The 14,701-nt window shown below is 67.1% G+C and carries 12 protein-coding genes; 8 read left to right on the top strand and 4 right to left on the bottom strand.

Translation table 11 applies throughout. The features are described 5' to 3' along the window. The first annotated feature begins 12 nt into the window (after nucleotides 1-12). From ABE485_RS10050 to ABE485_RS10020, 7 genes are all read left to right on the top strand, one after another. On the top strand, nucleotides 13-282 hold the full coding sequence (locus ABE485_RS10050) for a hypothetical protein (RefSeq protein ID WP_346515147.1): 270 nt from the start codon (nucleotides 13-15) through the stop codon (nucleotides 280-282). Between the two features lie 8 nt (nucleotides 283-290). Beyond that, the gene (locus tag ABE485_RS10045; protein ID WP_346515146.1) at nucleotides 291-791 is read left to right on the top strand and encodes an arsenate reductase ArsC; all 501 of its coding nucleotides are present in this window, start codon (nucleotides 291-293) and stop codon (nucleotides 789-791) included. 4 nt (nucleotides 792-795) lie between these two features. After that, nucleotides 796-1,875 (top strand): ACR3 family arsenite efflux transporter, encoded by a 1,080-nt coding sequence (gene arsB, locus ABE485_RS10040; RefSeq protein ID WP_346515145.1) that lies wholly within the window; start codon nucleotides 796-798, stop codon nucleotides 1,873-1,875. A 3-nt stretch (nucleotides 1,876-1,878) separates the two neighbouring features. Next, on the top strand, nucleotides 1,879-3,066 hold the full coding sequence (locus tag ABE485_RS10035; protein WP_346515144.1) for an MFS transporter: 1,188 nt from the start codon (nucleotides 1,879-1,881) through the stop codon (nucleotides 3,064-3,066). Nucleotides 3,067-3,097: 31 nt separating this feature from the next. Next, on the top strand, nucleotides 3,098-3,520 hold the full coding sequence (arsC, locus tag ABE485_RS10030; protein ID WP_346515143.1) for an arsenate reductase (glutaredoxin): 423 nt from the start codon (nucleotides 3,098-3,100) through the stop codon (nucleotides 3,518-3,520). Beyond that, nucleotides 3,513-4,235: an arsenical resistance protein ArsH gene (gene arsH / locus ABE485_RS10025; protein WP_346515142.1), complete on the top strand. Its 723-nt coding sequence runs from the start codon at nucleotides 3,513-3,515 to the stop codon at nucleotides 4,233-4,235. The genes arsC and arsH overlap by 8 nt, the downstream gene beginning before the upstream one ends. 186 nt (nucleotides 4,236-4,421) lie before the next feature. Then, the gene (locus ABE485_RS10020; RefSeq protein ID WP_346515141.1) at nucleotides 4,422-8,060 is read left to right on the top strand and encodes an autotransporter domain-containing protein; all 3,639 of its coding nucleotides are present in this window, start codon (nucleotides 4,422-4,424) and stop codon (nucleotides 8,058-8,060) included. A 71-nt stretch (nucleotides 8,061-8,131) separates the two neighbouring features. On the opposite strand, the gene ABE485_RS10015 is transcribed toward ABE485_RS10020, so the two are convergent. Together ABE485_RS10015 and ABE485_RS10010 are read right to left on the bottom strand one after the other, a co-directional pair. Then, the gene (locus ABE485_RS10015; protein WP_346515140.1) at nucleotides 8,132-8,836 is read right to left on the bottom strand and encodes a ribonuclease activity regulator RraA; all 705 of its coding nucleotides are present in this window, start codon (nucleotides 8,834-8,836) and stop codon (nucleotides 8,132-8,134) included. A 53-nt stretch (nucleotides 8,837-8,889) separates the two neighbouring features. Continuing rightward, nucleotides 8,890-10,086, bottom strand: coding sequence for a pyridoxal phosphate-dependent aminotransferase (locus ABE485_RS10010; RefSeq protein ID WP_346515139.1), 1,197 nt, complete (start codon nucleotides 10,084-10,086; stop codon nucleotides 8,890-8,892). 104 nt (nucleotides 10,087-10,190) lie between these two features. Between ABE485_RS10010 and ABE485_RS10005 the strand changes: the two genes are divergently transcribed. Next, nucleotides 10,191-11,072 (top strand): LysR family transcriptional regulator, encoded by an 882-nt coding sequence (locus ABE485_RS10005; protein ID WP_346515138.1) that lies wholly within the window; start codon nucleotides 10,191-10,193, stop codon nucleotides 11,070-11,072. 18 nt (nucleotides 11,073-11,090) lie between these two features. Here the strand turns inward: ABE485_RS10005 and ABE485_RS10000 are convergent, their stop codons facing one another. Both ABE485_RS10000 and ABE485_RS09995 read right to left on the bottom strand, forming a co-directional pair. Continuing rightward, a complete protein-coding gene (locus ABE485_RS10000) occupies nucleotides 11,091-12,218 on the bottom strand; it encodes a PepSY-associated TM helix domain-containing protein (protein WP_346515137.1) in 1,128 nt (375 codons plus the stop codon). Continuing rightward, nucleotides 12,218-14,614 (bottom strand): TonB-dependent siderophore receptor, encoded by a 2,397-nt coding sequence (locus ABE485_RS09995; RefSeq protein ID WP_346515136.1) that lies wholly within the window; start codon nucleotides 14,612-14,614, stop codon nucleotides 12,218-12,220. The genes ABE485_RS10000 and ABE485_RS09995 overlap by 1 nt, the downstream gene beginning before the upstream one ends. Nucleotides 14,615-14,701: the final 87 nt, after the last annotated feature.

Raw genomic sequence — 14,701 nt, 5'->3', positions numbered from 1 at the left:
CAGGAGTTCTCCATGAAGCGCTTTCACGTCCATTTGCACGTCGATGACCTGGGAGAAACGTCCTGCTGCTACGCCCGCAGCGAGAAATACTGGATCACCGATCCACAAGGATTGGCGTGGGAACACTTCCACACGCTGGACGCCATTCCCGTCTATGGCGAGTTGCACAGCGCGCAGGTCAACCAGGTGGCGGCGCCCGGCTGCTGTTCGCCATCGATCAAAGCTGAGATGCCAACCGGTTGCTGCACCCCAAAAGCAAACTTCACCACTCGTTGCTGCTAGGAATTCCCATGTCGCACTCCCCTTTCAATGTGCTCTTTCTATGCACCGGTAATTCCGCGCGTTCAATCCTGGCCGAAGGGCTGCTCAGGGGGTTGGGGGCTGACCGGTTTCAGGCGTACTCGGCTGGTAGCACTCCTAAGGGCAAGGTCCACCCGCTAGCTCTCGCCACCCTCAAATCCTACTCGCTGCCCATGGATGGGTACCGGAGCAAAAGTTGGGACGAATTCGCTGCCCCGGATGCCCCCAAGATGGACTTCATCATCACGGTGTGTGACAACGCGGTCGGTGAAGTTTGCCCAGTATGGCCAGGGCATCCGATGACTGCGCATTGGGGCGTGCCGGATCCTGCTGCGCATGAGGGCAGCGAAGAAGAACGTCTCAAGGCATTCCACGATGCTGCGCGGATGCTCAAGCGTCGTATCGAACTCTTCTTGTCTTTGCCGCTTGACCGCCTCGATGCCATGTCGCTCCAGACCGAGGTGCGCGGTATTGGTCAGTCCCGGGAGTAAGCCAATGTCGTCGAGTACACAGGCGGCACCGGCCCCGCGCGAGCGCTCCGGGATGAGTGTTTTCGAGCGCTACCTCACGTTGTGGGTTTTCCTCTGCATCGTCTTGGGAGTAACGCTTGGCCAACTTATGCCCGCGTTGTTCCAGACGATTGGCCGCCTGGAAGTCGCCCAGGTCAACCTGCCGGTCGGAATCCTGATCTGGGTGATGATCATCCCGATGCTGCTCAAGGTGGACTTTGGCGCACTGGGCCAGGTCAAGCAGCATTGGCGCGGCATCGGCGTGACGCTCTTCATCAACTGGGCCGTCAAGCCGTTCTCGATGGCCTTCCTGGGCTGGCTGTTCATCCGCCAGGTGTTTTCCCCCTGGCTGCCCGCCGACCAGCTGGATAGCTACATCGCGGGCCTGATCCTGCTGGCCGCTGCGCCCTGCACCGCCATGGTGTTCGTCTGGAGCCGGCTGACAGGCGGTGATCCGGCGTTCACGCTGTCGCAGGTCGCGCTGAACGACGCCATCATGGTGTTCGCCTTCGCGCCCGTCGTCGGGCTGCTGCTGGGCCTGTCGGCCATCACCGTGCCCTGGGACACGTTGCTGGTGTCCGTGGGGCTGTACATCGTGATTCCCGTCATCCTTGCCCAGCTTTGGCGGCGCGCGCTGCTGCGCCGCGGCCAGGCGGCTTTCGAGGCGGCGCTGGCGCGCATCGGGCCGTTTTCGATGACGGCCTTGCTGCTGACGCTGGTGCTGCTGTTTGCGTTCCAGGGCGAAGCCATCATTGCCCAGCCGTTGGTGATCGCGATGCTGGCCGTGCCCATCCTGATCCAGGTGTTCTTCAATTCGGGGCTGGCGTACTGGCTCAATCGCCGCGTCGGCGAGCAGCACAGTATCGCGTGCCCGTCGGCGCTGATCGGGGCATCCAATTTCTTCGAGCTTGCCGTCGCCGCCGCGATCAGTCTCTTCGGGTTCCAGTCGGGCGCGGCCCTGGCCACCGTGGTGGGCGTGCTGATCGAAGTGCCGGTGATGCTGCTGGTCGTGCGCATCGTCAACCAGAGCAAGGGCTGGTACGACGCCGGCGCCAGGCGGAACTGAGTCGTGCCCGGCGCCCCTGTTCGAGTAATTGCCGCCCTGGGAACGGCTCAGACGCTGGCCTGGGCCTCTTCCTACTACCTGCCGGCGATGTTGGCCGATCCCATGGCCCGGGATCTGGGTGTGTCCGCGCCGACGGTCTACGCGGCATTCTCCGGCGCCATGGTCGCTTCGGCGCTGGCGGGCCCATGGGCAGGACAAGCGATCGACCGCCGTGGCGGCCGGATCGTCCTGGCGGGCACGAGTGTGCTGTTTGCGCTGGGGCTGGGGATGCTGGCGTTCGCCCAGGGTCTCTGGACGATGGTGGCGGCTTGGGTCGTCATCGGCGTTGCGATGGGCTCTGGCCTTTACGAGGCCGCCTTTTCCAGCCTGGTGCGCCTGTATGGCCATCATGCGCGGGGCGCGATCACGGGGATCACGCTGATCGCCGGGTTTGCCAGCACCGTCGGATGGCCGCTGTCGGCCTGGATGGAATCGCAATTCGGTTGGCGCGGCGCCTGCCTGGGCTGGGCAGCCTTGCATCTATTGGCGGGCCTGCCGCTGAATGCCTGGCTTCCCAAGGCGCCAGCGGTCTCGATGGCGGAACGCCCGCATGTCGCGGGCCCGGCGCAGGGCGATTTGTCCCCTGCTCCCGATCCGGGACCCGGGGGGCATGCCGCCGCCCTCCTCGCCTTCGTGTTTGCCGCCACGTGGTTCATCAGCACGGCAATGGCCACGCACCTGCCGCGGATGCTGGAAGCCACGGGCGCCACGCTCACGGCGGCCGTGGCCGTGGGCGCGCTGATCGGTCCCGCGCAGGTGGCCGGCCGCCTGCTCGAGTTCGGCTTCCTGGGCCGTGTGCATCCCTTGTTGTCGGCGCGCCTTGCGGCGCTCGCGCATCCCGCCGGCGTCGCGGTGCTGCTGACCGGGGGACCGGCGATGGCCCCGGTGTTCGCCATCCTGCACGGGGCGGGCAACGGCATTCTGACCATTGCCAAAGGCACGTTGCCCCTGGCGTTGTTTGGCGCCCAAGGATACGGCGCGCGCCAGGGATGGCTGATGATGCCGGCGCGGATTGCGCAAGCGCTTTCGCCCTATCTCTTCGGCCTGGCGCTCGATGCCTGGGGAGCCAACGCGCTATGGCTGTCCGGGAGCATCGGCCTGGCTGCCGGCGCCGCCCTGCTTGCATTGCGGGCGCGGCCGTCGGCGCCTTGAAGTTCTAGTCTTGTATCCACAGAGGTGTTTCATGAGTTCCATCACGATCTATCACAACCCCGCCTGCGGCACGTCCCGCAATGTGCTCGGGTTGATCCGCAATAGCGGAGAAGAGCCGACCATCATCGAGTACATGAAGACGCCGCCCGACGCCGCAACGCTGAGGTCGTTGATTTCGGCCATGGGAATGCAGGCGCGCGACGTGCTCCGGCAAAAGGGCACGCCCTACGACGAGCTGGGCCTGTCGGATCCAAAATGGACGGAGGAGCAGCTGATCGGTTTCATGCTGCAGCATCCCCTTCTGATCAATCGTCCGATCGTGGTCACGCCACTGGGCACCCGCCTGTGCCGGCCGTCGGAGGCCGTGCTGGACATTCTGCCCCAGCGCCAGCGCGGCGCTTTCAACAAGGAAGACGGCGAGCCGCTGATCGACGCGGAGGGCAACCGTGTCTGAAGCCCTTGCCGATTTGCCCAGCCTGGAACCGTCATTGTTCGAACAGCCCGACATGGCCAAGCTGTTCCCGCCCGTGCGGGCCCGGCACGCACCGCGCTTCCTGCTGCTCTACGGATCGCTGCGCGAGCGTTCCTACAGCCGGCTGGTCGCCGAGGAAGCGGCGCGGCTGCTCCGGGCGCTGGGTGGCGAGACCCGGCTGTTCAATCCCTCCGGGCTCCCGCTGGTCGACGACGCCAGCGAGGATCATCCCAAAGTGCGTGAACTGCACGAACTGGCGCAATGGGCGGAAGGCATGGTCTGGAGTTCGCCGGAGCGTCACGGCGCGATGACGGGTTTGATGAAGACGCAGATAGACTGGATTCCGCTGTCGGTCGGGGCCGTGCGCCCGACCCAGGGCAAGACGCTGGCGGTCATGCAGGTTTCTGGCGGCTCCCAGTCTTTCAACGCCGTGAACCAGATGCGGATCCTGGGACGCTGGATGCGCATGCTGACCATTCCGAACCAGTCATCGGTAGCCCGCGCCTACCAGGAATTCGACGAGGCGGGGCGCATGAAGCCCTCCCCCTACTACGATCGCGTCGTCGACGTCGTCGAGGAGTTGATGAAGTTCACCCTGCTCACGCGGGATGCGGGCCCCTATCTGGTGGACCGCTACAGCGAGCGCAAGGAAAGCGCCGCGGCGTTGTCCAGCCGGATGAAGCAAAGCGCCATCTAGGCGGTCGGCGGCATTCTTGGCGGGACGTGCGCTGCACTCCAGTAAGCCGCGGATGATGCCCCTGGCATCCCTGAAACTTGGTATTTTGCGCCGTCCAACATCTCAAAATGGAACCTACGGGCGTATCGCGTTACCGACGGACCAACATCCTGGCAGGCATTCCGCCTGCCTCGCACCGAGGTCCCTATGCCATCCCATCGCTCCGCCCGCCACGATTCCGCCCTGCCGAACGGCGCGCTTCTGGCCCTGCGTCCGTTGGCCGCCGCGCTGGCTGCCCTGTTCGCTTGCGCCAGCGCGCCTGCTCAGGCGTCTAGCGCAGCTGGCGCCTCGAGCTTCGACGCGGGCGCGGCGGGCGCCGGCAGTTTCTGGTCCGGTGAGGGAATGAATGGACAAGGCGGCTTTAGTCCGGCGCACGGGGGCTCCTGGGCCTACCAGTCGATCAATGCCGGATTGTTGACGGGCGGCACGACCCTGACCGGCGGCCTGGGAGGCGCTGGCGACGCCGGGAGTGCGTCCTATGTCGCTGGCGGCGGCGCCGGCGGCGGGACCGGGGCGATGTTTATCAATACAAATGGCGTCAGCACCGTCAGCAGGGGGACCGTCGTCGGCGGACGCGGCGGCAATGGCGGCGCCAGCATATCAGGCTCCGACACGGCGGCGAAGGGTGCCGGTTCGGGCGGCGGCGGCGGTGGTGGGGATGGGATGGGGCTCGACTCCAGCACGAATTTCACGTTTACGAGCCATGGCGTTGTCGTGGGGGGGCTGGGCGGCAGCGGAGGCACGTCTTCAGTGGACGGCGGTGTCGCGGGCGGTGGCGGCGACGGCGGCAATGGCATCTACGCCCTCTCCGCCTCCGGGGTCACGATCAACAATTTGGGCTCAATCACCGGCGGCATCGGCGGCAATAGCATTGCGGGCTTCGCCTCCGCGTCCGGCGCGCTGGCCGGGGCCGGAGGCGCAGGAGTCGTCCTGGGCAGCGCAATCCTGAACAACGAAGCGACCGGCGTCATCGTGGGCGGCAATAGCGGCGCGGCCGGAAGCCAGGCTGGATTCACGACGATGAACGGCGCCGGCGGGACCGGCGTCTCCGTGACAGACGGGGTCCTGACGAATGAAGGGATCATACGCGGCGGCGATGGCCAGTCCGGCGGCGCCGGCGTGGTGATTGCGGGCTCCGGCACGCTGATCAATGCCGGCACCATCCAGGGCGGGACGCTGGGGGGCTCCTCGCGCGCCGACGCCGTGCTCATGTCGGGCACCAATGCGCGTCTGGAATTGCGCGACGGCTACAGCTTCCAGGGCGGCGTCCGAAGCACCGGCACCGGCAACGTCCTGGCGCTGGGCGGCGCTGCGACCGGCAGCTTCGACATGACGCAATTGGGCGTCGGGTTCATCGGATTCTCCAATCTGGAGAAGACCGGAAGCGGAACCTGGCAACTGACCGGCCTGAGCGCTGAGCGGCCGAACTGGGCCGTGAAATCGGGAACCTTGAACTTCGTCGATGGCGCCCAGCTTGGCGACTCGGCGTCCACGATCGCGTTGGGCGCCGCCAGATTGGCCTATACGCCGGTCGGCGGCCTTGCCACGGTGAACGCGGCCATCTCGCTGACGGCCGGCAGCGGCACGATCGACGTCAACGACCGCTCCGTGCTCGACGTCACCCAGGGCGTGCATGGCTTGGCAACGACACTGATAAAAGAAGGCTTGGGCACCCTGCGCCTGAATGGCCCGTCGGACTACGGCAGGCTGCTGGCGGCCAACGGCCGGGTGATCCTGAACCACGATGCGTTGCCGCAACTCATCGCCAGTGCGGCCGACGTGTCCATCCTGACCCGCGGCGACCTGACCTATGGCGGCGGGCTTTACGGCTTGAACGGCCAGTTTGGCACGATGACCAAGGACGGCCCGGGCACGCTGACGCTGACCGACGAGAACTATCTGGGTTGGCGCGTCGAAGCGGGCGGGCTTGCCGCCTCGGCCCAGCGCTTTCAAGGCAACGTGGACATGGCGGCCGGCTCGAGTTTCGTACTCGATGAGGCCGTGGACAGTCGCTATCGGGACAAGCTGAGCGGGATGGGAACGTTCGCCAAGCGCGGCGCCGCGGCGCTCGAGCTGACCGGCGACAGCACAGCGTTCACCGGTTCGGCGTTTGTGCAGCAAGGCACGCTGAACCTCGCGTCCGGCGCAGTCCTGGGGGGCAGCGTCAGCGTGAGCAACGGGGCGACGCTGGGCGGCAGCGGCAAGGTGGCCTCGTTGGAGGTGCGGCCGGGCGGCACCCTGTCGCTGGCGGGCGGCGATTTCAAGGTCACGGGCAACGCAACCTTCCAGCCGGACTCCATCTTTGCGGTGCGCGCCGATCCGAACGGGACGCCTGGCCGCCTGGTGGTGGACGGCGCGGCCATCCTGCAAGGCGGCAACCTGCTGCACGTGGGCGTGGGCGACGGCTTCGCGCTCAATTCCAAGTACACCATCGTGTCGGCCAGCTACGTGCAGGGCCAGTTTTCCAGCGTCAATTCACAGTACGCCTACCTGACCGCGAAACTGGACTACACGGATAAGGCAGTGAATCTGGAGCTGGTGCGGCGCGATGTCACGCCGCCGGTGGTCATTCCCCCGGTAGTTAACCCGCCCATCGTGATCGCGCCGCCGACCGATGGTGAAACGCCCGGGTCGCGTCCCATCCGGTTTGAAGATCTGGCCGAGACCCCGAACCAGCACGCCGTCGGCGTCGCGCTGGAATCCTTGCCGCAAAGCAACCCGCTCTACGGGGCGGTGCTCACCTTGCCCGCAGGCGGCCCGCCGCAAGCGCTGACCCTGCTGTCCGGGGAATCGCATGCCAGCACGGCAAGCGCCCTCGCCGGCCTGGGCGCGAACGCGCGCGCGATTCCGCTTGCGCAACTGCGGCGCGGCCTGGGCGCGACGCTGCAGCCCGGCGCGGCCACCGCCAGCGCGGGCATGAGCGACGCGCCCCTCTCCGCCTCCGCCCTGCCCGGCTCCGACGCCCTGCCCGCCTGGGCTCAGGTCGTGGGTCAGTGGCAGCGCAGCGGCGGCGAGGACGGCATCGCCCGCGTGCGCCAGCACACCGGCGGCGTCTATGCCGGCGCGGACCGCGCCATCGGCAATGGCTGGCGCCTGGGCGGCGCGGTCGGCGTCACGAACAGCAAGCTCAAGGCGGACGGCCTGAGCAGCCAGAGCGACATCGACAGCTACAGCGCCACCGTGTACGGCGGGCGCCGCTTCGACGCCGGGCCGGGCCACGTCAACCTGCTGCTGGGCGCCGCCTACACCTGGCACGACATTTCCAGCAAGCGCAGCGTCGCCTTTGCCGGCGTCAACGAGGACCTCAAGGCCGACTACGGCGGCAGCACCGGCCAACTGTTCGGCGAAATCGGCTACGGGCTGCCCGTGGGCGAACGCGCCGTGCTGGAACCGTATGTCGGGGTGGCGTTCAGCGACCAGCGCGTGCGCGGCTTCAGCGAGTCCGGCGGGGACGCGGCCCTGTCCGGCAACCGCCAGCACGACCAGACCACGACGACCACGCTGGGCCTGCGCGGCATGACGCAGTGGGACGCGCTGGCGCTGACGGCGGGCGCCGGCTGGCGCCATGCCTTCGGCGACGTGAACCCGATGTCGACCCTGGCCTTCACGGGCAGCGACGCTTTCACCGTGGCGGGCGCGCCGATCGCCCGCAATGCCCTGGTTACGGAATTGGCGGGCCAATGGCGCGCGTCGCGCAACGTGGCCTTCACGCTGGCGTATGACGGCGAGTATGGCGGCGGCAACCAGCAGCATGCCGGTACGCTGCGGGTGAACTGGCGCTTCTGAACGGCGCCAGGAATGGAAAAAAAGGGCGATGCCGGTTCTGCCGGCATCGCCCTCTTCTCGTCCGCGTGGCGCTACTTCTTCTTGGAAGCCTCGTACTTCGCCTTGTTCGCCTCGTTGGGCGGGTACAGGCCGGGCAGCATGGCGCCATTGTTCACTTCGTCCATGATCCAGCCTTCGAAGCGTTCCTGCTCGACGGCGGCGTCAACCACATCGGCCACCAGCGCGGCCGGAATGACGACGGCGCCGTCCTGGTCGGCCACGATGACGTCGTCCGGGAACACCGCCACCCCGCCGCAGGCCACGGGCTGCTGCCAGTCCACGAAGGTCAGCCCGGCGACCGACGGAGGCGCCGCCGCGCCGCTGGCCCAGACAGGCAGCCGGGTGCCCAGCACGCCGGCCAGGTCGCGCACGACGCCGTCGGTCACCAGGCCGGCGACGCCGCGCTTGGCCATGCGGGCGCAGAGGATATCGCCCCAGATGCCGGCGTCCTTCACGCCCATGGCGTCCACCACCGCGATGCAGCCCGAGGGCATCTGCTCGATGGCGCCGCGGCTGGACTTGGGCGAGGACCACGATTCGGGCGTGGCCAGGTCTTCGCGGGCCGGCACGAAGCGGACCGTGAACGCGCGCCCGACGATGCGCGGCAAGCCTTGCGCCAGCGGGAACGCGCCGCGGATCCAGACGTTGCGCAGCCCTTTCTTCAAGAGGATGGTGGTCAGCGTTGCCGTCGTGACGCCGGACAGCGCCTTGAAATAAACCTCGTCGGAAACCGTCATGTGTCTCTCCGTAGTGAAATCAGAACTGGCGCCATGCGCGCAGGGATCGGGGTTCAAGTGAGCGTATTGCAGGCGTCGCGCAGGCGTTTGCACGCCTCTGCCAGGCGTTCGTCCGACGTCGCGAACGAAATGCGGAAGTAGTTTTCGGCGCCGAAGGCGCTGCCCGGCACCACCGCGACATGGGCGTCTTCCAGGAAGAACTGGCCGACGTCCACGTCGGTTTTCAGCAGTTTGCCTTGTTTCGTCGTGCGGCCGATCAGCCCTTCGCAGGACGGAAACAGGTAAAAGGCGCCTTCGGGCGTGCGGCAGTGAACGCCGTCGATGGCGTTGAGCGCCGTCAGGCAGGCGTCGCGCCGGCGCTTGAAGGCCTGGTTGCGCGGCGCCAGGAAATCCATCGGCCCGTCCAGCGCCGCCGCCGCGGCCGCCTGGGCAACCGAGCACGGGTTGCTCGTGCTTTGCGACTGGATCGTGGCCATTGCCTGGATCAAGGACGTCGGACCGCCGGCATAGCCGATGCGCCAGCCGGTCATGGCATAGGCTTTCGAGACGCCGTTGATGGTCAGGGTGCGACCGTGCAGATCAGGCTCGACCGACGCCATCGTCGAGAACTGCCAGCCGTCGTAGCGGATGTGCTCGTACATGTCGTCCGTCATGACCCACACCTGCGGATGGCGGAGCAGTTCGATGGCCAGCGCGGCCAGGTCGGCGCGTGTATAGCCGGCCCCGGTCGGATTGCTGGGCGAATTGAGGATGATCCATTTGGTCCTCGGGGTGATCGCGCGGCGCAGTTGTTCCGGCTGGATCTTGAAGTCCTGCGAGGCCGGGCAGCCCACTTCCACGGGCACGCCGCCCGCCAGCCGCACCATGTCGGGATACGAGACCCAGTACGGCGCGGGGATGATGACTTCATCCCCCGGATTCAGGGTGGCCAGCAGCGCATTGAAGATGACCTGCTTGCCGCCCGTGCCCACGCTGATTTCCGACGGGTCGTAGGAAATGCTGTTGTCGCGCCAGAATTTGCGGGCGATGGCCTCCTTCAGTTCCCGGGTGCCATCCACGTCGGTGTAGCGCGTGGCGCCGGCATCGATCGCCTGCTTCGCGGCGGCGCAGATGTGCTCCGGCGTCGGAAAGTCGGGTTCGCCTTGCGACAGGCCGATCACGTCGATGCCGCGGCGGCGCATGTCCCCCGCCAGTTTGGTGATGGCCAGCGTGGGCGACGGCTTTACTGCGTTGAGAAGATTGGAAAGCATGGAAAGTTGGGCAGGATCAATGAACGGATCCAGTCTAGGGGCGCAGTTCGGACAAGAAAAGCGATATATTTTCCATCTGAGCATCAATAAATTCGATCAAACACATGCTGCGAGAACTCCAGACATTCATGGCCGTCGTGCGCTACGGCACCTTCGCCAATGCGGCGGCGCATATCGGCTTGACCCAGTCGGCGGTCAGTGCGCAGATCCAGCGGCTGGAAGAAGAACTCGGCTATCCCCTGTTCGATCGGACCGGACGCGCCGCCCATCTCAACGGCAACGGCCGGGAAGCCTTGGCGATCGCCGAGGAGTTGATGGCCGTCTACGCCAAGTTCGGCGGCAATGCCAGCACCCCAAAAACGGGCCTGATCCGGATAGGATCGATCGCCTCGGCGCAGACCACCTTCCTGATGGATGCGCTGGCGGAATTCTGGAGCGTCAATCCGGGCTATCGCATCCGGCTGGTCCCCGGCCTCTCGCTCAATCTGCTGGGACAGGTGGACTCGGGAGAAGTGGACATCGCCGTCATGATCAAGCCCCCCTTCGCCCTGCCCGCCGACTTGCGCTGGCGCGTGCTGTTCAACGAACCGTTCGTGCTGATGGCCCCGCAAAAGCTGGCGCATCGGGAATGGCGCGAGCTTCTGGAAAACGAACCGTTCATTCGCTATGACCGGGGCTCTTTCGGCGGAAGGCTGGTCGACCACTTCCTGCGGCGCGCGCGGCTGTCGGTCACCGAGGCGATCGAACTGGATGAGCTGCAGGCGATCGCTCAGCTCGTGCGCCGGGGTGTCGGGGTTGCCCTGCTGCCCCTGAGCAAATCCCTGTCGGTGCCCCGGGGCGTCGTGATCAAGGACCTGGGCGATGCGACGTTCTACCGGGAGATCGGCCTGGTCGAGCGGCCGTCGGACAGCCGGCAGCCGGTTGCCGCACTGCTGGCGCAACGGATTGCGGAAGCGGCCGAGCGGTTCAGTGTCCGCCGCCCATAGCGCGGCCGCCAGCGGCGATCAATAGCCCTTTGCATGGGATGAGCCTGCCGGTCCCGCCTTCTGCCGCCTCACCGACCGCCGCCGCCACCACAGCCAGATTCCGCTGATTCCCAGCGTGCCCAGGCCCAGTCCCAGCAATCCCACGATGGCCTCGCCGGCGACGCCGCCCAGTTCTCCGGTGTGCAGCGGATAGATCACCGAGTTGATCCTTGTGCCCGGGTCCAGTTCATTCCAGCGCTGCGCCGCCAGGACCTTGCCGTCGCGAGGGTCCAGCCACACGGTCGAGCGGCCATTGGGATGCGGATCGTCCGGCACGCGCATGCGGATGGCCAGCGGCCGGTCGGCCTGCGGGGTGTAGAGCACATAGCCGATCGCGCCATCCGGAAATGCCGACCGGGCGGCGGCCGCCAGGTCGTCCAGGGACGGGATCGGCGGCGTGGGGCCGGCGCCTCGCGCCGGCAGCTTGGGCGCCATGACGCTTGGCTGGCCGCTGGCCAGCGTGATCCAGTTGCCGATGGGCCGCCAGGCCAGGTACGCGCCGCTGGCGATGCTGACCGCCAGCAGCAGCGCGAGGATCGCGCCGCCATTGCGGTGGATGTCGAACCAGGCGCGCAACGCCCCTTTGTTGACCACGATGCGCAGCGACGGCGGCCATTTGCGCGGCCACCAGATGACCAGGCCCGAGACCATCAGGACCAGATAGGCCAGCGCCGTCCAGGCCAGCACGGCCTTGCCGGTCTGTTCCAGCATCAGGGCGCTGTGCAGCGCGTAGACGATGGCGACGATGCCTTCGTCCTCGGCCCGCCTGCCCTGCTCCCGACCGCTGGCCGGATCCAGGTAGACGGTGCCGCGCCAGCCCCCTGGCGCCCTCACCCTGACTTGCATCGTCTCGCCGGGTTCGCGCGGCGGACGGAAGGTGAAGGCGGCGCGCGGGCCGAACTCGGCGGCCAGGTCGCCGCGCAAGGCTTCGAGCGACGCCGGCTGGGCGGCCGGGCCGCCTCGGGCCACGAAATAGTCCGGATGCACAAGCCTGTCCAGCGGCCGCGCCACCACCAGCAAGGCGCCGGTCAGCCCGGACAGGATCAGGATCGCGCCCAGGCCCAGCGCGATCCAGCGGTGGCAGGTCAGCCAGAGGCGCCGCGGCATCAGTACGCCAGGCGCGCCTGCAGGTACACCATGCGCGGCGCGCCGACCATGCGGCCGCCGTTGGTGTCGACGTTGCGGGTGTAGTAGCGGCGGTCAAACAGGTTGTTCACGCCGACCGCCAGTTCGCTGCCCCGCCATTGCGGGAACTTGTAGCTGAGCTGCGTGTTCCAGACGCTGAAGCCGGGTACGCGGCCGGTGGTGGCGTCCGCGTTCTCTTCCTCGGTGTTGGCGGTGTCGGAGTATTGGCCGCTCTGGGCCGTGGTGAACAGGTTGAAGGTCCAGTTGTTGCGGGTGTAGCGTCCGCCCAGCGTGCCCGTCTGGCGCGAATAGAACGGCACGTCGTTGCCTTCGAATTCGCCGGACTTCTGGATGGCGCGCACGTACGTGTAGTTGGCGTAGACGTTCAGGCCGGCCAGCGGCCCGGACTTGTCGAAGTCGTAGTCGATGGCGAATTCGACGCCATTGTGGGTGGTGGCGCCCAGGTTGCGGAACACGGCCGGATTGGTGCCGGGAATCGACAGGATCTGGTTGTCGAAGCGCAGGTTGAAGACGGTGAATTCCGTGTGCGTCTGCTCGCCCGAATAGCGCAGGCCGGCTTCCATCGTCTTGGCCACTTCGGGGCTGAGCGGGTTGCTCGCCGACATCGAGTTGAGCTGGGTGTACTGCACCGCGCCGAACGAGGTGTTGTAGTTGGTGTAGAGCGTCAGGGCGTCGTTGACCAGATAGGCGATGTTCAGCGACGGCAGGCCGCGGCTGTTGCGCAGGTCGAACGGCGTGTCGTTGGCGGTGCCGCTGGGCTGGCGGTTGGTGTCGATGTGCTCGTAGCGCACGCCCGGCGTGACGCGCCAGTTGCCATAGGCAATGCGGTCATCCAGGTAGATCGAGTGCGCCTCGGTTTCGTTGTCGAACACCTGCGTGACACCGACGCGCTGGCCCGTGGCCAGGGAGACCGAATAGCGCCTGTCCTGGCCGGTTTCGTGAATGTACCGGTAGCCGATGGTGACATCGTGCGTCGTCGGCCCCCATTCCAGCCGCTGCGTGTAGCGCGGCTCGATGCCCAGGACCTGGTTGTTGCGCGGCTGGTAGTCGTTGCGGCGCGCGGTGGTGTTGATCAGCGAACTCTGGCGCGAGCTGTCGTAGTGATAGACGCGCGCCTCGAACTCCTGCGTGTCCGAGATGGAATTCAGGTAGCCGACATCGATCTGGTCGCGCTGGCCCTTCCAGTAGTCGGTCGGATGGGTGTTCTGGAAGGGGTCGTCGCGGTACTGCGCCACGGTCAGGCCGCCCGGCGTCATGGACTTGACGTCGTAATGCGCGAACTTGCCGTAGATTTCCGACGTCGGCGTCAACTCGTAGCGCCACTTGAGTGCCACGTCGTTGTAGCGGTCGTCGCTGCCGTCGCGCCATTGCTCGCCGTCCATGCCGGAATACATCAGCGCCACGCCCAGGCCGCTGTCGAACTGCTTGCCCAGGAAGGCGGTGTACTGGGTGTTGGCGCCGCCGTGGCTGAACACGTTGTAGCGGGCCGAGGCGTCGGCGACGACGTCGCCCCCGGCCGGAATCGGCCGGGTCTTGAAGTTGATCACGCCGCCCACGTTCTGCGGGCCGTAGCGCACTGCTCCGCCGCCACGCACCACGTCGATCGCCTCGATATTGCCCAGGCTGGTGGGAGACATCACCAGGTTCGGCTGGCCATAGGGCGCCATGGCCATCGGGATGCCGTCCAGCAGCATCGTCGTGCGGAAGGAATTGCGCGGGTTCAGGCCGCGGATGCCGACGTGCAGGCCGACCGAACTGCCGCTGGCGCTGGTGCTGCCGCTGATCTGCACGCCGGGCACGCGGCGCAGCGCATCCGCGACGCTGGTGGCGCCGCTGTTCTGGATTTCGTCACGCTTGAGCAGCGTGCGCGCGCCGCCGAAGGTCTGGACGCTGTTCTCCAGGCCCGTGCCCAGCCAGTCGCCGCTGACCTGGATCGATTCCAGCGTATTGGCGCCGGCCGGCGCTCCGGCGGCCGCCGGCGCGGCCTTTGCCGGCGGCGTTGCCGCCCGCACCACGTAGCCCTGCCCGCCCACCGCTGCCGCGGTCAGGCCGGTGCCCGCCAGCAGCCTGGCCAGTCCGGCTTCCGGGTCGTAGCTGCCCTCCAGCCCTTGCGTGGTCAGGCCGTTCGTGTCCTCGGGCCTGAACGAGACCGTGATGCCGCCCGCCTTGGCGTAGGCCGACAACGCCTGGTCCAGCGGGCCAGCCGGGATCCGATAGTCCCGCGCGGCGACTGGCCGCGCGTCTTGGGCCACCGCCGGCGGCGCCGCGGCAAACGCGGCCGCCAGGCTCAGGGTCAGTCCGGCCAGTCGCAGGACGCGCGTCGCGGTGCGCGTTTGGGAGTTGTCTTGAGGTGCCACGGGTTTGCATCCCTTTCAGGTCATCGATGTGCGGTATGCCGAATGAGCGCCCGCAAAAGGGACAGGGAAACGCCGGCAGAAATGTAA

Origin of the sequence: Achromobacter spanius, assembly GCF_039673305.1 — a bacterium.
Lineage (GTDB): Bacteria > Pseudomonadota > Gammaproteobacteria > Burkholderiales > Burkholderiaceae_B > Achromobacter > Achromobacter spanius_F.
This window is presented reverse-complemented; position numbering and strand designations above follow the sequence as displayed.

Bases quoted from the DNA above. Each gene is read 5' to 3' on its own strand.
- ABE485_RS10010 (WP_346515139.1), bottom strand. From the start codon at position 10,086: ATGCTTTCCAATCTTCTCAACGCAGTAAAGCCGTCGCCCACGCTGGCC.
- ABE485_RS10020 (WP_346515141.1), top strand. From the start codon at position 4,422: ATGCCATCCCATCGCTCCGCCCGCCACGATTCCGCCCTGCCGAACGGC.
- ABE485_RS10005 (WP_346515138.1), top strand. From the start codon at position 10,191: ATGCTGCGAGAACTCCAGACATTCATGGCCGTCGTGCGCTACGGCACC.
- ABE485_RS10045 (WP_346515146.1), top strand. From the start codon at position 291: ATGTCGCACTCCCCTTTCAATGTGCTCTTTCTATGCACCGGTAATTCC.
- ABE485_RS10015 (WP_346515140.1), bottom strand. From the start codon at position 8,836: ATGACGGTTTCCGACGAGGTTTATTTCAAGGCGCTGTCCGGCGTCACG.
- arsC (WP_346515143.1), top strand. From the start codon at position 3,098: ATGAGTTCCATCACGATCTATCACAACCCCGCCTGCGGCACGTCCCGC.
- ABE485_RS10050 (WP_346515147.1), top strand. From the start codon at position 13: ATGAAGCGCTTTCACGTCCATTTGCACGTCGATGACCTGGGAGAAACG.
- ABE485_RS10000 (WP_346515137.1), bottom strand. From the start codon at position 12,218: ATGCCGCGGCGCCTCTGGCTGACCTGCCACCGCTGGATCGCGCTGGGC.
- arsB (WP_346515145.1), top strand. From the start codon at position 796: ATGTCGTCGAGTACACAGGCGGCACCGGCCCCGCGCGAGCGCTCCGGG.